Genomic DNA, 24,617 nt, shown 5'->3' with positions numbered 1-24,617 from the left:
GCACGGACGCGTGGCGTACATGGGCGCGTCGATTGAATCGTCAGCGCTTGCCCTGGCCGCCCATGTCGAGGGGCCCGCCACGCTGGAGGGCGCGCTGATAGGCGGGGCGGGAGTGCAACCGCTCGAGATAGGCGCCGAGATTGGGAAAGAACTCCAGGGCGCCCGTGGACCGCGCCACTTCCAGCACGAAGCTCATCTGGATGTCGGCGGCGCTGAAGTCGTTGCCCACCAGGTAGTCCCGCTCCCCGAGCGCTCCCGAGATGTAGCCCAGGTGGTTCGACACCTCGCTGGAGATGCGCGGCTTGAGCGGCGCGCCGGCCTCGCCCAGACGTCCCATGTAGACCCCGAGAATCAAGGGCAGCATGGCCGAGCCCTCGGCGTAGTGCAGCCAGTGCACGTAGACGTCGTACTCGGCCGAGTCCGGCGCGGGCGAGAGTCGGCCCTGGCCATGGCGGCGCACGACGGAGTCGATGATGGCACCGGACTCGGCGAGCACCCGTCCGTTGTCCTCGAGGAGCGGAGACTTGCCGAGCGGATGGATGGCCTTGAGTTCGGCGGGCGCGAAGTTCGTCTTCGGGTCGCGCGGGTAGGTGACGAGCTCGTAGTCGAGCCCCAGTTCCTCCAAGAGCCAGAGGATGCGCTGCGAACGGGAGTTCACGAGGTGGTGCAGTTTGAGCACGGGGCGACTCCTTTGCGGTTCACGTCCAGGATACGCGAGGACCCGCCCTGCCCCACCGGACGAAGTTCACGCGCCACGCGAGACCGAGCGGCTCGGAGACCGCCTGAAGCGCGACGTCGCAGTCGCTCCAGGTCGTCCAGGCGCCCCCGCCGCCAATGACTGGAGTGTGGACGGTCCCCGCGCAGGTCCTCTCTCAGTCCGAGCCCTGTAGCCGTCGAAGCCGCCTCAGGCGGGGATGAACCGGAGCGACAGGTGTTGGGGTCCACGAACCGTGATGGCATGGCCCCAGCTCAGCTCCGAGGAAGTGCGTGTGAAGCCGCTGAAGCGGGAGAGCAGCGCCTCCAGACCGCAGCGCGCTTCCATCCGGGCCAGCTGTGCGCCAATGCAGTAGTGGACGCCATACCCGAAGGAGAGACCGGGCTGCCCGCGGTGGGGATCGAACCTATCCGGCTCGGAGTAGTGGCGCTCGTCCCGGTTGGCCGAGGCGAGGAGGGCGAGCACCACTTCCCCCTGGGGAATCTTCACCCCGGAGAGCGTCACGTCGGAGGTGGCGACGCGAAGCAGGGCCTGCACGGGAGCCTCGTAGCGCAGCATCTCCTCGACGAACCCTGGTAGCAGCGCGGGCTGTGCGCGCAACCGGGCCAGCTCCTCCGGGCGCTCGGCCAGGAAGAGCAGGGAGTGGGCCAGCAGGTGGACCGTCGTCTCCAGGCCCCCGATGAGCAGCAGCACCAGGAAGTCGACGATCTCCTGATCCGTCAGGGATTGACCCTCCACCTCGGCGCGGATCAGATCACTGACCAGATCATCGGCGGGCGAGCGGCGGCGGGCCTCGATGACCTCGGAGATGTAGCGCGTCGTGTCCGCGATGGAGGTGAGCGTGCGCTGGGCGTGCTCGGGGCTGTGGGGCACGGGCGTGACGCTGGTGATGTCGTCCGACCAGTCCTTGAACCGATGATGGAGGGAGACATCCAGCCCGAGCAGCTCGCCGATGACGAAGGCGGGCAGCGGCATGGCGAACGAGGAGACGGCGTCCGCCTCGCCCTTCTCCGCCAGCTCATCCACGAGCCGGTTCGCGAGCTTCCGGATGCGAACCTCCAGCCGGTTGATGGCGCTGGCGTTGAAGGCCCGGCTCACCAGGGTGCGCAGCCGGGTATGCCCCGCCCCATCCAGGACGAGCATCGAGTTGGCCAGCGGGTTGTAACCCACCCACTCCGGTTGCCACGCCGCCTTGAACCCTTGCGAGGAGAAGAGCTGCGGATTCTTGATGACGAAGGCCACGTCCTCATAACGGGAGAGGGCCCAGAACCCGGCGGGCTCCACCTGGACGACAGGGGTGTCGCGGCGCAGCTCGGCATAGCGGGGATGGGGGTTGGCCCGGAACTCGGGCGCCAGGATGTTCACACGTTGAGTCGTCACGGAGGATCTCCAGTCCGTGCACCGTCGGGTTGATTCGAAGGGTGCACGGAGAGAGAATTCTCACACACTTTTCGTGCGTCATCCTTCACGGCGCTGCCTCACAGGCGAATGCCAGCGAGAACGATCTCCACGTAGCGCCGTGCGGCCTCTCCTGGCCGCGGACCCATCCGTGCCGCGAGCTCGATGCCGCAGACCAATCGCTTGAAATCACTCACCCCCACGTCGGGTCGGATCACCTTCGCCTTCTTCGCGCGTGTGACGACGGCTTCCGCCTTCGTTTCCATCGCGCGGAATTCGTCCTTCGAGCCAGCGAGCACCCTCGCCACCAGCGGCCGATGAACGACGAGTTCGACGGCCCCACGGAACAGCTCCTCGAAGGCGGCGTTGACGTCTTCATTCGCCACCGCGTGCTCGATGAGCACTCGAAAATCCTCGAGCTGCTCTTCCACCAGCCCGGCCAGCAGCGCCTGTTGATCCGCGAAGTGCCGGTACACGGTGCCGACACCGACCTCGGCCTTCTTCGCCAGCTCGTTGAAGGAAGGCACCTCGCCGTCCTTCGCCATGGCGCGTGCCACGGCGAGCAGGTGCGCCCGGTTCTGCTTCGCGTCCGACCGCTTCGAGGCCATGCCTGGAGGTTAGCACGAGCAACCGGATACTAAATCCGTTTTTATTGCATCACACCTGAAGCGGATTAGTTATCCGATTATGAGAACTCATCTCGTCACAGGGGCCAACAGCGGCCTCGGTCTGGAAACGGTGCGCGCGCTCGCGGGGAAGAACGAGCGCGTCATCATGGCGGTGCGCGACCTTGGCCGTGGAGAAGCAGCACGGGCGGAGATCCTCCGTGAGCACCCGAAGGCCGTGCTCGAGCTCGAGCAGGTCGATCTCGCGGACCTCGACAGCGTGCGTGCGCTCGGCGCGAAGCAGCTCGGGCTGGACGTGCTGATCAACAACGCCGGCCTCGGCACTGCGCCGCTGCGCAGGACGGCCGAGGGCGTGTACGCGCAGTTCGGCGCGAACCATCTCGGGCATTTCCTGCTCACCGCGTTGCTGTTACCGCAACTCGAGAAGGGCACCGACCCGCGAGTGGTGACGGTGTCTTCCGGCTTCGGCCGCAAGGGGAAGATGAACCTCGACAACCTCGACGCGAGCCAGGGCTACAACCAGGGCACCGCGTACATGCAGAGCAAGCTCGCCAATGCGCTGTTCGGCGCGGAGCTCGATCGCCGGCTGCGCGCGAAGGGCTCGCCGGTGAAGAGCGTGCTCGCGCACCCGGGGGTGGCGGCGACGCCGATGCAGCAGAAGCCGACGGGGTGGATGGGCGTCGTGTCACGCGCGATCAGCGCATTGTTCGGCCGGCCCGCGGCGAATGGTGCGTTGCCGACCCTCGAAGCGGCTGATGGCGCGAACGTGCGAAGCGGCGAAGTCTACGGCCCGGGCAAGGGGAAGACCGACCCCGCGCGCAGAGAAGAGTCATGGCCGTCAATGCGTGACCTCGAAGGGGCGCGCGCCCTGTGGGAACGCTCGGAGCAGCTCACGAAGACGCGCTTCCTTCCTCTCTCTCCCTGAAAAGGCGGAGGGTCGAAGCGGCCTCGGCCGCCTGGCGTGGCGGCGAGCAGCCGCCCCGCATGCACAGGGTCTTGCCCTGATGCTGGACGATATGTACGTTCGTACGCATCAAGGCTTGTTTCACGGGCGTGCCCCTCATGCCCGGAAACCAGGAGACAGGAGTGGCGACCCGCCGGTACGACCCCGATCGACGAGACCGCATCATCGACGCCGCACTCGCGGTCATCGCCGAGGGCGGTGTCGCCGGCACCTCGCACCGTCGCGTCGCCGACCGCGCCGGGGTGCCGTTGGGCTCGATGACCTACCACTTCACGAGCATGGACGAGTTGCTGCGCGAGGCGTTCACCCGCTTCGCCACGCGCCTCAGCGAGCGCTTCGCCACGCGCCTCGAGGCGGCGACCGACCTCGACGCGCTGGCCACGGCGGTCGTCCACCTCGTGCACGATGAGCTCACGACTGGCGCGGACGACCTCGTCCTCACGCTCGAGCTCTACACGCTCGCCGCACGCCAGCCCGCCTTCCGGCAGATCACCCACGACTGGATGCGCCGGAGCCGCGAAGTGCTCGAGCGGCTCGTCGACGCCAGGACGGCGTACGAGCTCGACGCCTTGATCGAAGGGCTGTTCATCCACATCAGTCTCGACCCGACCCCGCGCGACCGCGCCGTCACGCGTGACGCCGTGCGCCGCATCCTCTCACTCTGAACCTGGACCCTCATGCCCCCTCCCTCTCCTCCCCTGGCGCCCGGCCGGCTCCGGGCGGCCCGCGCCGCCGTCGCGGCGCTGTTCCTCACGAACGGCGCGATCTTCGCCAACCTGCTGCCGCGCTATCCACAACTCAAGGCCGACCTCGGGCTCAGCAACGCCGAATACGGGCTCGCCGTCGCGGCGTTCCCCTGCGGAGCCCTGATGGCCGGGCTCGCCGCCGGAGCACTCATCCGCCGCTTCCGCTCGTCGCGGGTCGCCGTGGCGGGCACGCTGCTCACGAGCGCGGGCGTGCTGCTCGCGGGGAGCGCTCCCTCATGGGGGGTGCTCGCCGGAGCACTCTTCTTCGGGGGCTGCATGGACGCCATCACCGACGTGGCGCAGAACTCGCACGGTCTGCGTGTGCAGCGGCTCCACGGCCGGTCCATCCTCAACTCCTTTCACGCCATCTGGAGCATCGGCGCGGTGACCGGTGGCCTCATGGGCGGTCTCGCCGCGGGCCTCGACGTGCCGCGGGGCGTGCATCTGGGTATCTCGGCCCTGCTCTTCGCCGTCGTCGCGCTGACGGCGCTGCGCTTCACGCTCCCCGGCCCGGAGCCCATCGAGCCCGACGAGCGCACTGAAGAAGCCGCACGGGCCGACGGCTCCCCGACACGGCGCGGGGCGATGAGCCCTGGTCGCATCTGGCTCATGATCGCGGCGCTCGTCCTGATCGCCATCGGCGGCACGCTCGTCGAAGACGCCGGCAGTACCTGGGCGGCCGTCTACCTTTCCGGCACGCTCGGCGCCGACGTCGCCGTCGCCTCGTTCGGCTTCATCGCGCTGGTGGGCGCGCAGTTCATCGGGCGGATGCTCGGCGACGGTCTCGTCGACAGATTCGGCCAGCGCGCCGTCGCCCGGGCAGGAGGAGCGACCACGGCGGCGGGCATGGGCGCGGCGCTGCTGTTCCCCTCGGTGCCGGGCACCATCGCGGGCTTCGCACTCGCCGGCTTCGGCGTCGCGACGCTGGTGCCCGCCGCGATGCACGGCGCCGACGAACTGCCCGGCCTGAGAGCCGGCACCGGCCTCACCGTCGTCAGCTGGCTGATGCGCCTCGGATTCCTCCTGTCGCCTCCGATCGTCGGGCTCGTCGCCGACGCCGTGGGCTTGCGCGTGGGACTGCTCGTGGTGCCGCTCGCGGGCACGCTCGTGCTCGTGCTGTCGGGTGTGCTCTCCGCTGTCCGCATCCGAGCGGGCGACCCCCACCCGGGCGGAGTGCCGGGCAGGGTGTCAGAGAACTCGTAGGGGATGAAGCGTGGGGACGAGTCCTTCGACCCCCACCCCGCAACGAGACGGGCCCGCGCGATTGCTCCGCGCGGGCCCGCTCCGTCCTGCATCGACCTTCCTCAGTACCGGCGGATGACATCACCCGTGTATTGGTTCACGTTGAGCACCCACACCGGATCCTTCGAGTGGCAGTACGTGCAGGAGTAGTAGTCCTCGAACTTCAGCACGTTGTCCACGAAGACCTTCAGGCGCACCCGGCCCTGGTAGGACTTGAGGAAGCCGGGCTGGCCGACCGTCATCGTCACCTTGAGTTCGTCATCGGAGCCGATCAGGTGCTGGTTGATCTCCCCGGACGCGTAGCCGTTGGAGTACATGACCTCATTGAAGACGGTGCTGCCGGTCTTGCGAACATAGGCGCGGCTCTCCTTGTACGAGTCGGACAGCTCCACGCGGATCTTCTTCACGCCGGGGCAGGTGCGCTCCGTGTAGCTGGTGGTGCGCGACATGGTGGCGAACTGATCATCCCACCGCCGCAGCTCGTAGCCCACGGGCTTGAGGGTGACGAGTGGCACGTTCACCAGGGTGAAGTAGTCCTGCCAGTTGCCGGACTTGATGGTGGCCACCTGGGGCTCGGCCGGGCCACCGTACCCGAAGACACGCAGCGTGCTCTCGTTGATGAGCTTCTTCTGATCGGCGCTCGCGGAGGCGCTGGTGCTACCGTACACCGCGTTGACGGCGGCCTGCAGATCCTGCTTCGAGGAGGTGGACGTCACGGAGAAGATGAGCATGCGGCCGTAGGTCACCGCGCGGACGTAGGTGGGCAGGTTGTCGTAGCCCAGCTCGCCCATGTTCCCCAGGGTCTCCAGGTCCGAGGTGCCGAAGTTGCCGTTGAACTGGCCCGCGGCGGGCGTGTAGCCGCCCAGGTCCTGGAAGACGGTGAAGAGGCTCTGGGTGAAGCGGACGAAGACGGTGTTGCTCTGGTTGGTGTTGAGCGAGCTGAAGGTGGCGTTGATGTTGCCGCCCAGCACCTTGGCGTCCAGCTTGAACTTCACCGCGGCCTCCTCCAGCGTGGAGGCGCTCTGCATGTCGAAGTACACCGTGGACTGGGTGACGCCGCCCTGCGCCTGGGCCGACTGGATCATCTGGCCGACGGCGCCATACACGTCCGTCGCGGTGGCGGCGGGAGCCGTGGCCGACTGGAAGAAGGTGGCCACCAGGTTCACCGGCTTGCGCTGGGTATACGGCACATGGATGGGCGACAGCGAACCCAGGCCCAGGTTGATGTACCGGCCCTGGTTGAGCGCGGACGGGAAGAGCAGACCCGCGCCCGCGTCGAAGTTCACCAATTCCTCGGGGTTGTAGCTCGCGTCCACCTGGCGCAGCTGGCAACCATTGGCATCAGGCGCCAGGGGCGTGACCGTCTGGGTGGGACCGCCGTTGGCCCAGATGCCACTCTGGAACAGCTTGTTCACGAAGTCCTGCACGCCGGAGGTGCCCGTGGGATAGGCGAACGAGCTGAGCCTGTACTGGGTTTGCAGGTACGTGTCGATGTTCGGGACACCCGCCACCATGGGCGATACACCCAACTGCTGGGACTTCGCATACAGGTCACCGATGGGCGCCTTCTGCGGCATGCCCGGCACGTTCAGGATGTCCGGGTTGTAGCAGGTGCCGCAGTCCATCTCGCAGGTCGAGCAATCCTCACCGTAGGACGCGTCGCAGTACCCGTCACCGCAGTAGGAAGAGTAGCCACAGTCCTGGGGGCACCAGCCCTGCTCGTCAATCGAGCACATGTAGTCGCCGCAGTAGCCATAGGGATCCATGGGCTCCGCGTAGAGCTGCTCACTGGCCTCGCCACCCTGCCGGGCCATGAACTCGCGGCCGGCCTGGGCCATCTTCTGCTGCGGAGAGGATTCCTCCTGCTCAATCCCACCACAGGCCGTGAGGGCGCTTCCCAGCAGTACGGTGAGAAGCAAGGCTCTTGGTTTCAGATGTCTGCTCTGTCTCATGGTCTGTGGACGCACGGCGGCCTCTCGGCAACGCCGTCGCGCATGCTCCATTTCGGGGTGGAATGACGGGCCGCCCGGGAAAACCCGCGAAAACCCGATTCAGGATTTACCACAGATTCTGAGAAAATAACAACCGGCCTGGAAAATTACACTAACCGTCCTACTCGGAAGGCGGGTGCCGACACGTGACAGCTCCGCTTCCAGACGGGAGACGATCTCCTCCACCGTCAGGGACAGCATGGGTTCCAGCCGGGGTGGTGGCCGGGCCCCGCTCCGCAGCTCAACGATGTCGCCCACCGCGACAGCCCCTGTGAGGGCAATCGAGCGGTGTCCAACGACAACGGGCTGTCCGTGCAGGCGTGATATGGAATTCGCGAGGTCGCGGTCTTCCAGCCAGGTGCGGAGGTGCGCCCGTGCACCACGTCGTGGACGGGCGACCCTGAACCTACAGGCGCCCGATCAGAGGCAGGCCCACTTCCGCGGAGAGGCGGTGCACATACAGGTCTTCTCCACGGTGGAATCACTGACACAGCACTTTCGCGTGAGGCCAGGTTGCGTGCAGTCCTGCCCATGGAGATACGAGCACGAGTCGCTCGTGGCGCAAAGGGCACTCTCGTCTTGCGTCAGGGACTCCTCTCCTTGTTCGAACTCCGTTCCTCCACAACCCGCCACGGCGGAAAAGACAAGTGTTGCGAGAATGAGCAGCGAGCGCTTCATGTTCGACTCCGATGTCCAGGGGTTTGTCCATCACCGTACAGACCTCGCAGAACCTCGTCAATCCATTGCATTCGCTCGCGCTGGACAGGATCCCAGGTTCCGCTTGAGTGGCTCCTTTGTTTTTCCGGGTTTCATGGCGTTTTCGAGCCCAACCCCTGGGGGCGCCATTGACCATCTCCGTCAGGGCGCCTCGTTTTCTCATATTCCGCTAATCTCTTGTGCTCGAGTGGATATATGTCTTTTTTTGACTGAATTCAGTTTCGATGGAGGCAGACGAGGACGGGCCGCGCTGCGTCATCGGAAGAATCGAGCAGGCGCGGGTGACAGCTTCGCGCAGTCGCGGTGTTCCAGAGCGTGCTGGAACACAGGAGCGACGCATGAACCGCGAACACACCTTCTCACGCAGGCAGACACTCTACGGTTGCACGGCGCTGCTCGGCTTCGGCCTCCTGGCCGCCGGTTGCGATGGCGACAACCCCCCAGCCGAACAACCCAAGGATCCCTACGCCGAGGTGAAGATGGAGGTCAGCCGGCTCATCGAGTCTGGCATGGCGGAGGGCAAGGTCCCCGGGCTGAGCATCGCGCTGGTGGATGACCAGGAGGTGGTGTGGGCGCAGGGCTTCGGTTTCGCGGAGCAAGCCGCGCGGCGTCCCGCCACCGCCGAGACCCTCTATGAGATCGGCTCGATCAGCAAGCTCTTCACCGCCACGGCGGTGATGCAGCAGGTGGAGCGGGGCCGCGTCGCGCTGGACAGGCCCATCCAGGAGCTCATCCCGGACTTCACCCTTCAGTCGCGTTTCCCGGAGAGCGGCCCCATCACCCCGCGCAACCTGCTGACGCACCACGCGGGGATTCCCGAGCAGTACGTCGGGGCGTACACCCCGAAGGTGTTGTCGCTCCCGGAGCGGATGGAGCTGCTCCGGCAGGAACATCAGACCGCTCCGGCGGAGCAGATCTGGGCCTACTCCAACACCGGCCTCGTGGTCGCGGGCCGAGCGGTGGAGATGGCCTCGGGCATGGAGTTCACCGCCGCGATGAAACAGAACCTGCTGGGCCCGCTGGGCATGAGCCAGTCCTCGTTCCGGGTGGAGCCTCACATGGTGCCCAACATGTCGGTGGGCCATGGGTCGCTGGCCACCAGTCACGCTCCGCCGCACTGGCTGGACGGCGAAGGCCCCGCGGGCAGCATGCGCAGCTCGGTGCTGGACATGAGCCGCTTCATCAAGATGCTGCTGGCGAACGGCAAGGCGGGAGAGACGACGATCGTGCAGCCGGAGACCTTGCGGGAGATGTGGCGGCAGCAGAACGTCGGCGCTCCGCTGGACCTGGACACCCGCGTCGGCATCACCTGGTTCCTGGACGACCTGTCGCTGGCCAACGGCCAGTCCGCACGGCTCGTTCACCACGGTGGCGCGACCCTGTTCTTCCGCTCCATGCTGGCGCTGCTGCCCGAACACAAGCTGGGCGTGATCGTGCTCACGAATACCGATGCCGCCCGTGAGTTCTCGCCATTCATCGCCGAGGAGGCGCTCGCGCTGGCCTTGAAGGCCAAGACGGGATTGGAGGTGGTGGCCCGTCCGCGAGAGCCCCAGGTGCAGCCTGTCACCCGGCCAGTGGAGGAGCTCCGGGCGCTGGAGGGCTTGTACGCCACCGAGTTGGGCCCGATGAAGGTGGCCGTGGAGAATGGAGACCTGGTGGCCAACCTCACCGCTCTCCGGCTCGTCCTGGCGCCTCACCAGCAGGGCCTCTTCAAGACCGAACTCCAGGGCACGCCCCTGTGGCTCTCGTTCGATCGCATCGCCGGCCATGATGTCGTCCTGCGCCAGGGCTCCGAGCCCAGGTTGTTGTGGAGCGGCCGCCAGTTCCTGGGCGAGCGCATCACTCCCTCCGAGCTGACCGAGTCCTGGAAGCGCCGGCTGGGTCAGTACGGCGTGCCGAAGGGCGGGCCCCGGGAGTTCTTCGAGAGGGCCAGGCTGAGCCAGGGAGAGGGCTGCCTCCTCCTGGAGATCTACAGTGCGATGCCGGGAGAAGCCTCCACCTTGCTGCTGAAGCCGGAGGGTGAGGAGCGTGCCATCGTGCTCGGGCTGGGCCGTGGCAAGGGCGAGGTCGTGCGCTTCGAGCGGCAGGGAGAGACGCAATTCCTGTACACCAAGGGCGTTCGCTTGCAGCTGGAATCTCCAGCGGAAAGCCATTGAAGCGGGGAGTAACACCTCGCCGCTTCTGGGGTGTTCCATTCGAGACTCCATTCACTTTCCGCTCCCCCGCGCATCGCGGGGGGCAGAGGTCCCGTGATGATGAAGCGCGCCCTTGTTCCCCTTCTACTCGGCTCCCTCCTGAACTCCGGGTGCTCAGGAACGGACCACCCGTCCCCGGGACAGTGCGACGCCCTGCCCACCGCGATGAAGGAGCGGATCGATCCCTTCGTCACCGAGAGCATGCGAACAGGACACATCCCGGGGCTCTCGCTCGTCATCCTCCAGGGTGGCCAGCCCGTATGCATCAAGAGCTATGGTCTGGCCCACGTGGAGAAGAACCAGCCGATGACGCCGAAGACACTGGTGTCCATCGGCTCCACCACCAAGGCGATGACGGCCCTGGCGCTCATGCAGCAGGTGGAGGCGGGCGCCGTGGAGCTGGATGCTCCCGTGACGCGCTACCTGCCCTGGTTCCGCACGGCGGACGGGCTCCAGGAGCAAATCCTCGTCAAGCATCTGCTGTCACACACCTCCGGCCTGCCCAACGGCATGACCTGGGATGGCGACCATGATGACGAGGCCCTCGAGCGCCTGGTGCGCTCACTCGCCGAGGTGAAGCTCCACTTCCCGCCAGGGCAGCAAGAGGCGTACTCCAACGATGGACTCGCGGTGGCCGGTCTCATCGTCCAGACGGTGGCGGGCGGGCCCTTCGAGCAACACATGGCCGACTCCGTCTTCGAGCCGCTGGGCATGCGCCGCACCTTCATGGGGGCGGTCCCCGAGCAAGAGCAGGACGTGGTCCAGGGCTACACGTGGACGCGGGGACAGCTGCATACGATGGCCCCGCCGTGGTCGAGAGCACACGTGCCCGCGGGCTCGGCGACCCACACCACCGCCGAGGATGTGTCCCGTTACTTCTCGGCCCTGCTCGCCCGGGGCGAAGCGCCTGGTGGGCGGGTGCTCTCCGCGCAGGGCATCGAGCGGATGTGGCAGCCCGCGGTGATGACCAGCAACGGGCCGTCCGCCAACGGGCTGGGCTGGGTGATCTCCGAGGAGTCTGGCCGGAAGCGGGTGTCCCATGGAGGCAACACCATCACCAGCAGCTCCAGCTTCAACCTGATTCCCTCCGAGGGTGTGGCCGTGGGAGTACTCAGCAACCTCAACACACCGGTCACGGAGCAGGTGGGCACGGGCGTCGTCGCGCTGCTGTCCGGAAAGGAGCCCACGAAGCCCGTGTCGAATGACCGGGCGCCCAGCACCTTCGTGCCGGACACCACCGTGTGGCGGAACTACGTGGGCACCTACGACACGGCCATAGGCCCGCTCACCGTCTTCGTGGAGGCGGGCCACCTGTGGTTGACCATCGAGGCGGCCAGGCCGCCCGTCCGCGGGGAGTTGGAGGCCTACGGCGACAATGATTTCGTCGAGCGGGATGAGTTCGGCCTGCTCGAGGGCATGAGCGTGAAATTCAAGCCCTCGCCGGACGGCGGCATGCTCCTGCTCCTCAACGACCAGCCCATCGGCGGTCGCATGCCCTAGCCGAGGTCAGCGTCCACCGTCTCGGAAAAGCCAGACGGTGGACGCCATTCGAAAGGCATACGGGGCATCAACCAAGGACGGTGAAGCTCCCCAGGTCGGTGGCCCGGCCATTCACGAGCGCCTCGACCCGGTGCGTGCCCGCGTAGTGCTTCCGCGTCGTCATCGTGGCGAAGGAGATCGTCTTCTCGAGGGTGCAGGACGCACCGGGGAGGAGATCGACCTTGCCCCCCTTGAAGACCTTTGGACTGGCCTTGCCGTTCGACTTGATGAAGTGCACGGCGAGGTCGACGATGGCCTGCTGTCGCGTCTCCGAGCGGTTGGTGACGGACAAGGTCATCGCGATGTTCTCGCCGATCCGGACCCGCTTGGATGGGAATGAAGCCGTCACCTCGAGCGCTCCGCCGCCGCTGAACCCGAGCACCGAGAGCGCGCGGGTGTCCCCTCGTTTCACCGCGGAGCGGAGCGCATGGCGGATGATCCACAGCCGCTCCGCCGAGGCGCCTTCCTTCCACCGTGCGCAGGTGTCCACCAGGACATCCGGGTGGTCCTTGCCAATGTCATTCAGGTTGTTGGCGACGGAGCGCCGGACGTAGAGTTCCTGATCATCCTTGAGCAACTCGAGCAGTTCCAGCACCGGACGTGGATCCTCCTGGAACGCTCGGAGCCGGGAGGCCCAGGGCAACCGGGGCCGCGAGCCCTCGGAGACGAGCCGCCGGACGTGGACGTTCGGATCTTTCGCCCATTGGGAGAGTCGCACCAGGGTCTCTCGCGGATGGCGCTCGAGGAACGGCCGGATGGAGAACTCCGCGGTGAAGCGCCTGGTGAGCTCGTACTGGGCTCGCATCGACGTCTCGAAATGGCCGAGGCCATGCTCCGCGACGTACAAGGTGTGAGGAAGGTAGATGAAGACGTCCATCCCCTGGCCCTCCGCGCGTTCGCGCTCCGGCCCGAGCGACCGCAGGAGGATTCCAGCCGCGTCCTCGAAGTCAGCGGGGAGAGAGCTGTGCATCGCCCGCATGATGTGGCGGGCACGGCCCATGAGTTCGTGTGCCTCGAGTCCCTCGGTGGCCTCGGCCAGGAAGCGTTGCCTCGGGAAGGAGGGATGGGCGGCGCGCAGCATGGTGGCGATGCGCTCCACCACGCTCCGATCGAAGAAGGTCTTGAGCTGCTCCGGCATGGGAATGGGGAATTAGCACTACTGCATCAGGGCCCCGAAAGATGAATCCTACTCCATCAGGTTGAGCCCCGAGGTTGACCTCTCCGGTCACCCATCCCTTCCCTTCCACCTTCCACGGTGTTACCTTGGAAGACCTTCAAGTGGCTCCCAGGACCCAGCACGTCCTCTCCGCGGCGCACTGCGTGCGGCTCACCTCCGAGGAGCAAGCCACGACGGGATGGAGGAGCACGCGGAGGGAGCAGCGGTGAAGAACGAGTCGATGACGAAGAAGAAGCTCACCGTGCATCTGGGAGAAACGCTGCGAGCGGCCCGCGCCCGGGCGCAATGGACGCAAGCGGACGTGGCCGAGCGCGTGGGGGTGGCCACGGAGGTGTACGGGCGGATGGAGCGCGGCAACCTGACGCCCAGCGTCCCGATCCTTCGTGCATTGTGTGGGGTGTTGAAGATGGACGCCGATGAGGCCCTCGCCCTGGAGTTCCGGGAGAAGGCGGCCTGGTTGAAGGAGCGGCCCGCCCCCTCGGTGGAGGAATCGCCGGGGATGCGCCGCCTGATGCGCACGCTGCGCCAGATGGACGACAAGCAACTGGCGGCCCTGAGCATGGTCGCTCGCACCCTGGCGTCATCGGCGGACGATTAACCTCCCTCCCAGGACTCATCATGCCCAGAGTAGTGAGTGCCCTCCTTGGCGCATGGGTGGCGCTAACGGCGGGCTGCCAGAGCGAGCCACCCCCGAGCTACCTGCGACTCGAAGGAGCCGCCCCCGCACTCGAAGCCCCTCCGGATGCACGCGCCCGGCTCATCGTCTTCTGGGCATCGTGGTGCCCCCCGTGTCGCGAGGAAACCCCCGGGCTGTTGGCCCTGGCGAAGCACCCTCCCGAGGAACTCCAGGTCCTGCTCTTCAGTCACGACGCCGACATGCCAGCCGTGGAGACGTTCCTCGGAGGACCGCCCGACCCGGCCCTGCACCTGCGTCTGGACGCGGGCAAGCGCGCCGCTCACGCGTTCGGCGTGGACACGCTGCCCACGAGCATCCTGGTGGTGGACGGACGCCTGGTCGCCCGCTTCCAAGGCCCTCGGGAGTGGGATTCCCGAGCGATGCGACGCCTCCTGGAGAAGCTGACCGAGGAGCACCCGGCACGTGACCCCGCCCCGGTGCATTGACTCGCCCCACACGTCACCGGTAGGACCCAGGGGACCGATGCCGTTGTTCCTCCGCCTCATCGCCCTCCTTCTGATGCTGACGACCGGAGGGGTCCCCCAGACACTCGCCCTCGTCGGCGACGGAGTCGAGGACTGTGCGGGCGAAGAGGACGACGGCCCGTGTGCCGACTGCGCGGGTGACTGCGGCCTGTGCCCGTACTGCCCTCTCCGGGCGATCCCCGCCACGCCCGTCTTGGAAATGCTCGCCGAAGTGACTCCGCCGGAACAGGCGCTCGTCTCCCTCGGCGAGCCCGCTCTCCTCGCGGTGGGCACGGACATCTTCCAGCCTCCGAGAGCCTGATCCTCGCTCCCCGCGGGAGAGGTGTGTCCAGCGCTCCATGCCACGGGCCCCGTCGGGCCTCGTGAGTAGTCCTTCCCGCGTCTTCGCGTCCCCAGTCCCCGTCTCCCCGTGCATCCCGCGCGGGGCATTCACCGCCGTGGAAGGCCTTCCCTGGGAAGGCGCACGGCCGGAGTTCCTCCATGCGTTCCTTGCGTTCGCTGTCCGTGGTGGTGTCCCTGCTCGTCTCCCCCGCCCTGCCCGCCCTGGCCGAGGACAAGAAGCCCCCCGAGGCCGCCAAGACCGAGAGCGGCAAGGCCACGTGCGAGCACGGCGTCCAGAAGAGCCTCTGTGCCCGCTGCAACCCGAAGCTGGCCGCCGTCTACAAGGCCAAGGGCGACTGGTGCGCCGAGCACGAGCGGCCCGAATCCCAGTGCGTCCTCTGCCACCCCGAGCTGGCCCAGAAGGGAGTGAAGTAGATGCGCCCCCGCATCGGCCCGAGGCTCGTGGCGCTCCTGCTCGCCCTGGGAGCGGCGGCCTGCTCGAGCGGCTCCAAGCCCGCCGGGGCGGAGAAGTCCTCCCCGCCTCCCGCCGATGCGGGCTCCCCCTCCGTGCCCGCCGCCACGGCCCAGGAGGTGAAGCTGTGTGAGCACGGCGTGCCCGCGGAGCTGTGCACGAAGTGCAACCCGGAGTTCATCGACGTCTTCAAGGCCCAGGGCGACTGGTGCGAGGAGCACGGTCTGCCGGAGTCCCACTGCAAGCAATGCCATCCGGAGCTCACCTTCACCTCGCGGCCCTCCACTCCGCGGGACTGGTGCGAGGAGCACGCGGTGCCGGAGTCCCAATGCACCAGGTGCCACCCGGAGCTCGTGGCGAAGTTCATCGAGGCCGGGGACTACTGCCGCGAGCATGGCTACCCCGAGTCCGTGTGCCCCTACTGCCACCCGGAGAAGGTGAAGGCCGCGGGCGCCGAACCGCCCGTCTTCCCCGAGCCCGGCACCCGCGTGCGCCTCGCCTCGGCCGAGACGGCTCGCGAGGCCGGCATCCGGACGGAGCGCGTGCGGCGGCGGCCCTTCGCCCGCACACTGGAGGTGCTCGGACAGCTCGACTTCAACCAGAACCGGCTGGCGCGGCTGTCGACCCGGAGCGATGCCCTGGTGATGGAAGTCCGGGTGGATGTCGGCGACGAGGTGAAGGCGGGCCAACCCCTCGCGGTGGTGACGTCCGCCACCGTCGGCGAGGATCAAGGGCGGCTCTCGGCGGCACAGGCCCGGGTCCGAGCGGCCCTCGCGGCGGTCTCCCGGGAGCAGACCCTCGTCGAGCGGGGCATCAGCCCACGGCAGGCCCTGGAAGAAGCCCAGGCCGAGCTGGCGGCGGCCGAGGGTGAGCGCGAGGCGGCTCGGGCGGCCCTGGGAGCCGCGGGCGTCTCCACCGGCAGTCAGCAGGGGCTCTTCACGCTGAAGGCGCCCTTCGCGGGAACGGTGGTGGCCCGGGATGCCGTGCCCGGCCGGCACGTCGCGGGAGGACAGACGCTCCTCCAGCTCGCGGACCTGGACACCCTCTGGGCCCAGCTCGAGGTGCCCGAAACGGACGCCCTGGCCGTGCGCGTGGGTCAGCCCGTCACCCTCTCCTTCGAGGGCGTTCCCGGAGAGACACGCGAGGCCTTCCTCACCCGCGTAGGTGCCTCGGTGGACCCGGCCACCCGCACCGTGCGCGCCCGCGTGGAGCTGCCCAACCCGGACCATGCGCTCAAGGCGGGCCTCTTCGTCCGGGCCCGGATACGGGTGTCCTCCCCGCACGACGCGCTCCTCGTGCCCCGCGACGCCCTCCAGCACGCCGAGGGGCGCCCCCTCGTCTTCGTGAAGACCGGAGAGGGCCTCTACGAGCCCGTCGCCGTGGAGCTGGGCGCCGGCACCCGGGAGCACGTGGAGGTGGTGAAGGGCCTCGAGCCCGGCGCGGAGGTCGTCACCACGGGCGCCTTCCTCCTCAAGACGGAGATCCTCAAGGGCTCCATCGGCGCGGGCTGCTGCGAGGAAGGAGGCGGGTAGCGGCCATGCTCACCTGGCTCATCGACGCGTCGCTGCGGCACCGCGGGGTCGTCCTCGGGGGGGCGCTGGCCCTCATCGTCTCGGGCGTGCTCGCCTTCCGGGAGCTGCCCCTGGACGCCTTTCCGGACACCACCCCCACCCAGGTGCAGGTGAATGCCGTCGCCCCGGCCCTCACCCCCGTGGAGGTGGAGCGTCAACTCACCCTCCCCATCGAGCAGTCCCTGGCCGGACTGCCCCGCGTGCGGGAGCTGCGCTCCCTCTCCAAGTTCGGGCTCGCCCAGGTCACCCTCCAGTTCGAGGACGGCACGGACCCGTGGTTCGCCCGGCAGCAGGTGGCCGAGCGGCTGGGCCGTGTCGAACTCCCCGCGGGCCTCTCGCGGCCCACCCTGGGGCCCGTGGCCACGGGACTCGGGGAGATCTTCCACTACCTGGTGAAGAGCCGGACGCGGAGCCTCGCCGAGCTGCGCACGCTTCATGACTGGCTCATCGCCCCACGGCTGCGCGGCGTGCCGGGCGTGGCGGAGGTGAACGCCTGGGGCGGCGAGGAGAAGCAGTGGCACGTGGTGGTGGAGCCCCAGCGCCTCCAACAGTTCAACCTCTCGCTGGGGGACGTCTACCGGGCCCTGGAGGCCAACAACGCCAACGTGGGCGGCGGCGTGGTGGAACGGGGAGGCGGGGCACGCCTCGTGCTCGGAGTGGCCGCGCTGGAGGACGGCGAGGACATCGAGCAGGTGGTGATCGCCGCGCGCAACGGCGTACCGGTGCGCATCCGGGACGTGGCCCGCGTGGAGGTGGGCGGGGAGATCCGCCGGGGCGCCACCACGGCGGACGGCGAGGGCGAGGCCGTCCTGGGCCTGGGCTTCCTCCTGGTGGGAGAGAACTCCCACACGGTGACGAAGGCATTGGCCCAACGGTTGGAGGAGGTGCAGCGGAGCCTCCCCGGAGACGTCCAGGTGGAGCCCGTCTACGAGCGCACCGAGCTGGTGGACCAGGTGCTGCGCACGGTGCGCACCAACCTCTTCGAGGGCGCCCTGCTCGTCATCGCGGTCCTCTTCGTCGCGCTGGGCCACTGGCGCGCGGGCCTCATCGTGGCGGCGGCCATCCCCCTGTCCCTGCTGTTCGCCTTCAACGCGATGCTGAGCTTCGGCATCGCCGGCACCCTCATGTCCCTGGGCGCCATCGACTTCGGCCTCGTGGTGGACTCGTCCGTCATCCTCGTGGAGAACGCGGAGCGGCGGCTCGCCGAGGCCCCCCCGGACCATGAGCCGCTGCGGGTGATCCGGGATGCCGCCCTCGAGGTGCGCAAGCCCACCCTCTTCGGCGAGCTCATCATCGCCGTGGTGTACCTGCCCCTGCTCACCCTGGAGGGCGTGGAGGGCAGGCTCTTCCGCCCCATGGCGCTCACCGTCCTCTTCGCCCTGCTCGGCTCGGCCCTCCTGTCCCTGACGCTCATGCCGGTGCTGGCCTCCTTCGCGCTGAAGCGGGGGGCGGGGGCACGGCGCAAGCCACGGCTGATCCTCCTGCTCGAGCGCGGCTACCGGCCTGTCCTCGATGGGGCCCTCGCCCATCCCCGGACCGTGCTCGCCGGCGCGGGACTGCTCGGAGTGGGGGCCCTCGTGGCCGCCACGCAACTGGGCAGTGAGTTCGTTCCCCGCCTCTCCGAGGGCACCCTCGTCATCAACACCGTGCGCCTGGCCGAGGTGTCCCTCACCGAGTCCATCCGCTACGGCGGGCGGATCGAGAAGGTGCTGCGCGAGAAGTTCCCGCACGAGGTGAAGCGCGTGTGGACGCGCACCGGCACGGCGGAGATCGCCACGGACGCCATGGGCATCGAGCTGTCCGATGTCTTCATCACCTTGAAGCCTCGGGAGGAGTGGAAGCGGGCGGAGACCCAGGAGGAGCTCGTCGCGGAGATGAAGGCGGAGCTGGCGGACCTGCCCGGCATGCGCATGGCGTTCCTCCAGCCGATTGAAATGCGCGTCAACGAGATGATCGCCGGGGTGCGCGGCGACGTGGGCATCAAGCTCTTCGGAGACGACCTGGACGTGCTCGAGGCCAAGGCGCGGGAGATGGAGGCCGTGGTGCGAGCCATCCCCGGGGCGGCGGACGTCACCGTGGAGCAGGTGACGGGCCAGCCCGTGCTGCAGGTGACGGTGGACCGCGCGGCCATCGCCCGCCACGGCATTCCCGCCCGGGAGGTGCTCGACGTGGTGGAGGCCGTGGGCACGCGCCGGGTGGGCGAAGTGCGCGAGGGCGAGCGGCGCTTCCCCCTCGCGGTGCGCCTCGCGCGGGAGTACCGGGAGGAGCCGGCCAGGCTCGCCACCGTGCCCGTGACGGCTCCGAGTGGGGAGCGGGTGCCACTGGGACGGCTGGCCACGCTCCGGGAGGTGTCCGGTCCCACCACCATCCAGCGCGAGGGAGGCCAGCGCCGCCTCGTCATCCAGGCCAACGTGCGCGGCCGTGACCTGGGCGGCTTCGTGGACGAGGTGCGCCGGACCCTGGAGGAGAAGGTGGAGTTGCCCACCGGGTACTCCGTCCGCTTCGGCGGGCAGTTCGAGCACCTGGAGCGCGCCCGGGCGCGGCTGCTCATCGTGGTGCCCCTCGCCCTCGCGCTCGTCTTCACCCTGCTCTACGTCACCTACCGCCGGGTGTTGGACGCGCTGCGCATCCTCGCCAGCGTGCCCTTCGCCTGGGTGGGAGGTGTCCTGGCGCTGCTCGTGCGAGGACTGCCCTTCTCCATCTCCGCGGCCGTGGGCTTCATCGCCCTCTCGGGCGTGTCGGTGCTCGGGGACATGGTGCTCGTCAGCCGCGTGCGCCAGTTGCTCGAGCGGGGCCTGCCACTCGCAGAGGCCCTGCGCGAAGCGGCCCTGTCACGCCTGCGGCCGGTGCTGATGACGGCCGCCGTGGCCGCCATCGGCTTCCTGCCCATGGCGCTCAACACGGGGGTGGGCGCGGAGGTGCAGCGCCCCCTGGCCACCGTCGTCATCGGCGGCCTCCTGTCCTCCACCGTGCTCACCCTGCTCGTGCTGCCCGTCCTCTACTCCGTCTTCGGAGCCGGACGGGCCCGCGCGGACAGGTGAGGCGTCCTAGCGCGCCGCGGCGGCCTGCTCGCCCGGCGCGAGGACGATCTCGATGCGCCGGTTGAGGCTGCGGTTCTCCGGCGAGTTGTTGGCGGCGATGGGCTGGTAGGGCCCGTAGCCCGCGGCGGACAGCCGGGTCGGATCCACGCCCGAGTCCTGCAGCGCCCGCACCACCGCCATCGCCCGCGCCAGGCTCAGCTCCCAGTTCGTGGGGAACGGCCCCTTGGGATCCGTGGGCACGTCATCCGTGTGCCCCTCCACCCGGATGATCTTCCCCTGCACGCCCTTGAGCGCCTCGGCCACCTTCTTCAGCGCCGCCTCCCCCTCCTTGCCCACCCGCGCCGAGCCCGAGGCGAAGAGGATCTTGTCCTTGAGGTTCACCGTCATCCGGCCCTTGAGCTCGGACAGCTCCACCTTGCCCTCGGCGATCTCCTGCTCCAGGCTCTTGGAGAGGTTCTCGTACTCGGCGCTCTTCTTCTCCAGCGCCTCCTTGGCCTCGGCGAGCTTCTTCGTCGAGCGCGCCAGCTCCTGGTTGAGCGCCGTCAGCTCCGCGTTCTTCTGCTCCAGCGCCCGGCGCTCGGCCGTGCCCGCCGACAGCCCGGCCTCGGCGGTGTTCAGGCGCGTGTTCAACGCCTCCTTCTCCGCCTCCAGCCCCTTCACCTGCTCCTCCAGCTGCCCCACCTTCTGCTCGGCCGCCGTGCGCCCCGCCTTCTCCGCCTGGAGTTGTTCATCGAGCGTCCGCGCGTTCTGCATCGCCAGGTCGTACTTGCCCTGGGTGACGCAACCGGTGGTGAGCATGAACGTGCAGAGGGAGATCAGCAGCCTGGACCGCATTCGGGTTCTCCTGGAATAGAGGTTGAAGCTCCAAGCGTATGCCCGAAAGACTAGTGAGAGTCACGCCTGGACTCGAGGATGTTGCGGGACAGCTCGTCCATGACCGCGAGCAGTTCCTTGCGGACGTCGTCGGAAGACTGGCGCAGCTGGGCGGTGAGGATGTGCAGGGCATCACCGGGAGCACTGGCCTCGTGCAGCATGCGAGCAGCCGTGCGCGTGGCCGACAGGGGGCCCTCCAGGTCCTCGGCCACCAGCCGGCGCAGCCGCTCCAGGGGATTGGGAGGCGGAGCCGACGGCGGAGCAGCGGCCACCACCGGGGCCTCGGGGACGTTGGAGACGGCGCACACGCGGTTGCGGCCCTGGCGCTTGGCCTTGTAGAGCGCCGCGTCGATGAGCTCGATGAGCTCGGTGACGGACGAGGCGTGCGCGGGGTAGCAGCCCACCCCGGCGCTGATCGTCAACGCGCGGCTGCCGCCCCTGGCGCCCTTCACCACGGCGCCCTCCACCGCGGCCCGGAAGCGCTCGGCGGCGAGCAACCCCTGCTCCAGGTCCGTCTCGGGGAGGATCATCGCGAACTCCTCACCGCCGTGGCGGGCCACCACGTCCGTGGAGCGCGCCGTCTGGCGCAGCCGCGTGGACACCTCGCGCAGGGCCTGATCTCCCGCGGTGTGGCCGAGCGTGTCGTTGACCTGCTTGAAGTGGTCCAGGTCCAACAGCACCAGCGCCATGGGGTGCTTGTAGCGCTGGGCGCGCCGGAACTCGACGCCGAGCGCCTCGTGGAAGTAGGCGCGGTTGTACAGCCCGGTGAGCGGATCCGTCACCGCCACCAGCATGGCGCGGTCGCGCGAGGTGCGCAGCTGGCGCTGGCGGCGCTGGCGGCGCAGGGCCGTCCCCATGCGGGCGATGAGCTCGGCCATGGGCGTGTTCAGCGTGAGGTAGTCGTCGGCGCCGGAGTCGAACGAGGCGACGCGCCGCGAGGTGGATTCCACCTCGTCCACCACGAGGATGGCGGGCGCCTCCTCGTCGAAGCCGAAGCGCTTGAGCAGCGGCTGCTCCCCCTCGAGCGCGACCGGGTAGCTCACCACGAGCAGGTCCGCTTCCGTGGTGGTCAGGCGCTGCTGGGACGGGGCGCGCAGGGTGAGGTGGAAGTCGCCGCACAGGGGTGAGCCGCGCAGCGCCCGGGCGAGCCGCTCGCCCATCACGGGCGTGTGGTGGATGATCTCCACCCGGGCCTGGGGCGGCAGGGGCGCCTCCGGCTCACGCATGACGCGCGCCATGGCCTCGTGCTGGGCCTGGAGCTGGGCGCGCATCTTGCCGAGCGAGATGAACGAGCGCACGCGGGCGATCATCTCGGCGTCGGGGGCCGTCTTGGTGAAGAAGTCGTCGGCGCCCGCCCTCAGCCCCGTGACGCGATCATCCGTGGAGTCGAGCGAGGTGAGCAGGAGGATGGGCGTGTTGAGGGTGCGCGCATGGGCTCGGAGCTGGAGCGTCAGCTCGTGGCCGTTCATCTGCGGCATCATCACGTCCAGGATGAGCAGATCGAAGAGCTGGGGGCCCTCGGTGGCGAGCGCCAGCGCCTCCAGGGGCGAGGTCGTCATCGCCACCTCCAACCCGCTCTCCCTCAGACGCGAGCCGATGGTTTCGAGGGCGATGATGCTGTCATCCACCAGAAGGACACGACCGGTCGTGCTGAGGCTGTTCGTGAATGCAACCATGGTCCGCTCCGAGCTCAGGCAATCAAGCGGGCTCGCCGAGGGAGGCCAGGGGCCGGGAACACGCGCCCCCGCGACCCTCTCCCGCGTCGTCCCTTCCATCCCAAGAGGAACCCTCTTGTGCGGATGCGCTCCCCCACTCCCCCGCCCCGGAACGGAGCATACGCGGGGAGCCCGCCCGCCAGACATGCCCCCCCAGCTCATTCACGTCATGGGATGGGCCCGAGCGGGTAGCGGACGCCTGGGTGCCTATTGCCCGACACGCGAGGAGCCGTCCCCACAGAAGTGCGCGATGGCCCGGGAGAGGTAGGCCTCGCACCGCACCAGGTCCTCCACCGGCACATACTCCCCCGTCTGGTGCGCCACGCGGATGTCGCCCGGGCCGAACACCACCGCCTGCGCCCCGAGTTCCGTGAGTTGAGGGGCTTCCGTGCCAAAGGGGACCGTGATGGGAGCGTTGCCGGAGAGCGTCGCGAGCACCCGCACCACCTCCGCGTCCGCGCGCGTGTCCACCGCGGGCTCGGCCCGTACCAGGCGGATCCGCGCCTCATAGCCGGGCTCGTCCCGCACCAGCTCCTGGCGGATGGACTCCAGCAGCTCCAACACCCGCTCCTGGGGCTGACGCGGAATGGGCCGCCACTCCACGATGAAGCGGCACGCGCCGGGGATGATGTTGGACGCCTTGCCGCCGCCGATCCGGCCCACGTTCACCGTGGTGAAGGGAGGCTCGAAGGCGTCGTCCCGGTCCTCGCGCAGGCGCGTGCGCGCCAGGGTCTCCAGCTTCTGCAGGAAGCGCCCCGCGCGGAAGATGGCCGAGGCGCCCTCGTCCGGATAGGCGCTGTGCCCCTCGTGGCCCAGCACCTCCACCTCCGCCAGGCAATACCCCTTGTGCGCGCGCACCGGCACCAGTCGCGTGGGCTCACCGACGATGGCATGCCGCGCCCGGCCCTTGCCCAGCGTCACGAGCTGCTTGGCGCCCTCGCACCCCAGCTCCTCGTCCGCCGTCAGCAGCACCATCAGGGGCGCGCTCGGCGGCCGCGGCAGATGGGTCACCGCGTGCAGCGCGCAGGCGATGAAGCCCTTCGTGTCACACGCGCCCCGGCCATACAGCCGCCCCTCGCGCTCGGTCAGACGCAGCGCGTCCGTCCACGCCGCGTCGTACGGCACGCAGTCCGTATGCCCCACGAGCACCAGGGCGGCCGGCTCCCGCGGCGAGCCGCCCAGCACCGCGATGAGGTTCACCTTCTCCACACCGGCATCGTCCCGGTAGGGCACCAGCTCCACCTGGAAGCCGACCGCTTCCAGCTTGCTCCGCGCCAGCTCCACCAGGGGCGCGTTGGAGCGGGAAGAGGTCGTGTCCACCGCGACCAGTTCGGCCAGCGTGGCGCGCAGCGCGGGCAGGGTGTCACTCATCGGGAGGGCCTCCGAGGCTCGGGCCACCGCGCGTCACGCGGCGCCCGGGCGGGGACTGTAGACCCCCTCGGACGGCCTTGTCCCAGGGGAAGAGCGCCCCGGGCGGAGCGCTCCGCCCGGCGCATCACATCAGACGTGGGCCCCGGCCTCGTCCCTCGTCCAGGGGCGCAGGCGCACCGCGTCCTTGATCCACGCCAGGTGCCGCTCCTCGTCCTTGCGGTTCTGCTCGATGAGCTGACGCACCTCGGGGCTCCAGTCGAAGCTCAGCGCCAGCTCGTAGGTGCGGTTGGTCAGCTCCTCGTTGCCGAGCATGGCCACCAGCGCGGCCTCGGTCCCCATCATGCTGGTGATGGCCGTCATGCCCTTCATCACCGCGCCCTTGAAATCCGGCCGCAGCTCCACCGGCTCTCCACCCTGCTGGCGGATGAACGCGTTGAGATCCTGCACGTGCCGCACATGGTCCACGCGGAACTCGTTCAGGCGCTCGCGCACCAGTTGATCCTTCACGCGGGCGATGGCGGCCTCGTAGGTCCCCACCGCGTCCACGTCCAGTTGAGCCAGGCTCCTGAGCTTCTCCACCTCGGGAATGATCGCCATCTCGAGTCCTCCCCATCCAGAATTCGCGGTTCGCGCAAATCTGTTTCGGGCGCCCCGTCCGGCCAATCCCACCTTCCCGGTGCCCGTCCGGACAGCGGGCGGAGGGACGGGCGCCTCACGGCCACCCGGGGAAAACGGTGGGCGGGCCCATGGGACGCCTGGCATTTCACGGCGGGAGTGCACAC

General features: G+C 68.7%; 20 protein-coding genes. 11 read left to right on the top strand and 9 right to left on the bottom strand.

What is annotated here, in order from left to right; translation table 11 throughout:
* Nucleotides 1-40 precede the first annotated feature (40 nt).
* The 3 genes from D187_RS23435 to D187_RS23425 form a co-directional block, all read right to left on the bottom strand.
* Nucleotides 41-679, bottom strand: a complete 639-nt coding sequence (locus tag D187_RS23435) for a glutathione S-transferase family protein (protein WP_002628106.1) — start codon at nucleotides 677-679, stop codon at nucleotides 41-43.
* Nucleotides 680-904: 225 nt separating this feature from the next.
* Entirely contained in the window at nucleotides 905-2,095 is a 1,191-nt protein-coding gene (locus D187_RS23430; RefSeq protein WP_002628104.1) for a cytochrome P450, read from the bottom strand.
* A 98-nt stretch (nucleotides 2,096-2,193) separates the two neighbouring features.
* Nucleotides 2,194-2,721 carry a TetR/AcrR family transcriptional regulator gene (locus D187_RS23425; RefSeq protein ID WP_002628103.1) on the bottom strand — a complete coding sequence of 176 codons (528 nt, stop codon included), beginning with the start codon at nucleotides 2,719-2,721 and terminating at the stop codon, nucleotides 2,194-2,196.
* Between the two features lie 79 nt (nucleotides 2,722-2,800).
* Here D187_RS23425 and D187_RS23420 point away from each other — a divergent pair, with 79 nt between their 5' ends.
* The 3 genes from D187_RS23420 to D187_RS23410 all read left to right on the top strand — a co-directional run bounded on the left by D187_RS23420 (nucleotide 2,801) and on the right by D187_RS23410 (nucleotide 5,652).
* Nucleotides 2,801-3,664, top strand: coding sequence for an SDR family NAD(P)-dependent oxidoreductase (locus tag D187_RS23420; protein ID WP_051256487.1), 864 nt, complete (start codon nucleotides 2,801-2,803; stop codon nucleotides 3,662-3,664).
* Nucleotides 3,665-3,825: 161 nt separating this feature from the next.
* Nucleotides 3,826-4,368, top strand: a complete 543-nt coding sequence (locus D187_RS23415; RefSeq protein WP_002628101.1) for a TetR/AcrR family transcriptional regulator — start codon at nucleotides 3,826-3,828, stop codon at nucleotides 4,366-4,368.
* A 12-nt stretch (nucleotides 4,369-4,380) separates the two neighbouring features.
* Nucleotides 4,381-5,652 carry an MFS transporter gene (locus D187_RS23410; protein WP_002628100.1) on the top strand — a complete coding sequence of 424 codons (1,272 nt, stop codon included), beginning with the start codon at nucleotides 4,381-4,383 and terminating at the stop codon, nucleotides 5,650-5,652.
* Between the two features lie 101 nt (nucleotides 5,653-5,753).
* Here D187_RS23410 and D187_RS23405 read toward each other — a convergent pair whose 3' ends face one another.
* Nucleotides 5,754-7,610, bottom strand: a complete 1,857-nt coding sequence (locus D187_RS23405; protein WP_002628099.1) for a thiol-activated cytolysin family protein — start codon at nucleotides 7,608-7,610, stop codon at nucleotides 5,754-5,756.
* 1,127 nt (nucleotides 7,611-8,737) lie between these two features.
* Between D187_RS23405 and D187_RS23400 the strand changes: the two genes are divergently transcribed.
* Nucleotides 8,738-10,555, top strand: coding sequence for a serine hydrolase domain-containing protein (locus tag D187_RS23400; protein WP_002628098.1), 1,818 nt, complete (start codon nucleotides 8,738-8,740; stop codon nucleotides 10,553-10,555).
* Between the two features lie 204 nt (nucleotides 10,556-10,759).
* Complete coding sequence (locus D187_RS23395; RefSeq protein ID WP_043431263.1) at nucleotides 10,760-12,094, top strand: serine hydrolase; 1,335 nt, start codon at nucleotides 10,760-10,762, stop codon at nucleotides 12,092-12,094.
* A 67-nt stretch (nucleotides 12,095-12,161) separates the two neighbouring features.
* Here the strand turns inward: D187_RS23395 and D187_RS23390 are convergent, their stop codons facing one another.
* Entirely contained in the window at nucleotides 12,162-13,271 is a 1,110-nt protein-coding gene (locus D187_RS23390) for a DNA alkylation repair protein (RefSeq protein WP_002628096.1), read from the bottom strand.
* A 217-nt stretch (nucleotides 13,272-13,488) separates the two neighbouring features.
* Here D187_RS23390 and D187_RS23385 point away from each other — a divergent pair, with 217 nt between their 5' ends.
* The 6 genes from D187_RS23385 to D187_RS23360 all read left to right on the top strand — a co-directional run bounded on the left by D187_RS23385 (nucleotide 13,489) and on the right by D187_RS23360 (nucleotide 19,876).
* Nucleotides 13,489-13,908, top strand: coding sequence for a helix-turn-helix transcriptional regulator (locus D187_RS23385; RefSeq protein ID WP_002628095.1), 420 nt, complete (start codon nucleotides 13,489-13,491; stop codon nucleotides 13,906-13,908).
* 20 nt (nucleotides 13,909-13,928) lie between these two features.
* Nucleotides 13,929-14,432, top strand: a complete 504-nt coding sequence (locus D187_RS58835) for a TlpA family protein disulfide reductase (RefSeq protein WP_043431262.1) — start codon at nucleotides 13,929-13,931, stop codon at nucleotides 14,430-14,432.
* A gap of 37 nt (nucleotides 14,433-14,469) precedes the next feature.
* Nucleotides 14,470-14,772 (top strand): hypothetical protein, encoded by a 303-nt coding sequence (locus D187_RS23375; RefSeq protein WP_002628093.1) that lies wholly within the window; start codon nucleotides 14,470-14,472, stop codon nucleotides 14,770-14,772.
* Between the two features lie 179 nt (nucleotides 14,773-14,951).
* On the top strand, nucleotides 14,952-15,227 hold the full coding sequence (locus tag D187_RS23370) for a hypothetical protein (protein ID WP_002628092.1): 276 nt from the start codon (nucleotides 14,952-14,954) through the stop codon (nucleotides 15,225-15,227).
* Nucleotides 15,228-16,796, top strand: a complete 1,569-nt coding sequence (locus D187_RS23365; RefSeq protein ID WP_002628091.1) for an efflux RND transporter periplasmic adaptor subunit — start codon at nucleotides 15,228-15,230, stop codon at nucleotides 16,794-16,796.
* A gap of 5 nt (nucleotides 16,797-16,801) precedes the next feature.
* Nucleotides 16,802-19,876, top strand: coding sequence for an efflux RND transporter permease subunit (locus tag D187_RS23360; protein ID WP_002628090.1), 3,075 nt, complete (start codon nucleotides 16,802-16,804; stop codon nucleotides 19,874-19,876).
* 6 nt (nucleotides 19,877-19,882) lie between these two features.
* On the opposite strand, the gene D187_RS23355 is transcribed toward D187_RS23360, so the two are convergent.
* The 4 genes from D187_RS23355 to D187_RS23340 form a co-directional block, all read right to left on the bottom strand.
* On the bottom strand, nucleotides 19,883-20,710 hold the full coding sequence (locus D187_RS23355; protein ID WP_002628089.1) for an OmpA/MotB family protein: 828 nt from the start codon (nucleotides 20,708-20,710) through the stop codon (nucleotides 19,883-19,885).
* Between the two features lie 50 nt (nucleotides 20,711-20,760).
* The gene (locus tag D187_RS23350; RefSeq protein ID WP_020918221.1) at nucleotides 20,761-22,425 is read right to left on the bottom strand and encodes a diguanylate cyclase; all 1,665 of its coding nucleotides are present in this window, start codon (nucleotides 22,423-22,425) and stop codon (nucleotides 20,761-20,763) included.
* Between the two features lie 246 nt (nucleotides 22,426-22,671).
* Complete coding sequence (gene argE / locus D187_RS23345) at nucleotides 22,672-23,835, bottom strand: acetylornithine deacetylase (RefSeq protein ID WP_002628087.1); 1,164 nt, start codon at nucleotides 23,833-23,835, stop codon at nucleotides 22,672-22,674.
* Nucleotides 23,836-23,964: 129 nt separating this feature from the next.
* The gene (locus tag D187_RS23340) at nucleotides 23,965-24,432 is read right to left on the bottom strand and encodes a ferritin-like domain-containing protein (RefSeq protein WP_002628086.1); all 468 of its coding nucleotides are present in this window, start codon (nucleotides 24,430-24,432) and stop codon (nucleotides 23,965-23,967) included.
* Nucleotides 24,433-24,617: the final 185 nt, after the last annotated feature.

Source organism: Cystobacter fuscus DSM 2262, from assembly GCF_000335475.2.
Classification (GTDB): Bacteria; Myxococcota; Myxococcia; order Myxococcales; family Myxococcaceae; genus Cystobacter; species Cystobacter fuscus.
This window is presented reverse-complemented; position numbering and strand designations above follow the sequence as displayed.

Bases quoted from the DNA above. Each gene is read 5' to 3' on its own strand.
- D187_RS23425 (WP_002628103.1), bottom strand. From the start codon at position 2,721: ATGGCCTCGAAGCGGTCGGACGCGAAGCAGAACCGGGCGCACCTGCTC.
- D187_RS23420 (WP_051256487.1), top strand. From the start codon at position 2,801: ATGAGAACTCATCTCGTCACAGGGGCCAACAGCGGCCTCGGTCTGGAA.
- D187_RS23410 (WP_002628100.1), top strand. From the start codon at position 4,381: ATGCCCCCTCCCTCTCCTCCCCTGGCGCCCGGCCGGCTCCGGGCGGCC.
- D187_RS23400 (WP_002628098.1), top strand. From the start codon at position 8,738: ATGAACCGCGAACACACCTTCTCACGCAGGCAGACACTCTACGGTTGC.
- D187_RS23395 (WP_043431263.1), top strand. From the start codon at position 10,760: ATGAAGGAGCGGATCGATCCCTTCGTCACCGAGAGCATGCGAACAGGA.
- D187_RS23390 (WP_002628096.1), bottom strand. From the start codon at position 13,271: ATGCCGGAGCAGCTCAAGACCTTCTTCGATCGGAGCGTGGTGGAGCGC.
- D187_RS23385 (WP_002628095.1), top strand. From the start codon at position 13,489: ATGGAGGAGCACGCGGAGGGAGCAGCGGTGAAGAACGAGTCGATGACG.
- D187_RS58835 (WP_043431262.1), top strand. From the start codon at position 13,929: ATGCCCAGAGTAGTGAGTGCCCTCCTTGGCGCATGGGTGGCGCTAACG.
- D187_RS23375 (WP_002628093.1), top strand. From the start codon at position 14,470: ATGCCGTTGTTCCTCCGCCTCATCGCCCTCCTTCTGATGCTGACGACC.
- D187_RS23370 (WP_002628092.1), top strand. From the start codon at position 14,952: ATGCGTTCCTTGCGTTCGCTGTCCGTGGTGGTGTCCCTGCTCGTCTCC.
- D187_RS23365 (WP_002628091.1), top strand. From the start codon at position 15,228: ATGCGCCCCCGCATCGGCCCGAGGCTCGTGGCGCTCCTGCTCGCCCTG.
- D187_RS23360 (WP_002628090.1), top strand. From the start codon at position 16,802: ATGCTCACCTGGCTCATCGACGCGTCGCTGCGGCACCGCGGGGTCGTC.
- D187_RS23355 (WP_002628089.1), bottom strand. From the start codon at position 20,710: ATGCGGTCCAGGCTGCTGATCTCCCTCTGCACGTTCATGCTCACCACC.
- D187_RS23350 (WP_020918221.1), bottom strand. From the start codon at position 22,425: ATGGTTGCATTCACGAACAGCCTCAGCACGACCGGTCGTGTCCTTCTG.
- argE (WP_002628087.1), bottom strand. From the start codon at position 23,835: ATGAGTGACACCCTGCCCGCGCTGCGCGCCACGCTGGCCGAACTGGTC.
- D187_RS23340 (WP_002628086.1), bottom strand. From the start codon at position 24,432: ATGGCGATCATTCCCGAGGTGGAGAAGCTCAGGAGCCTGGCTCAACTG.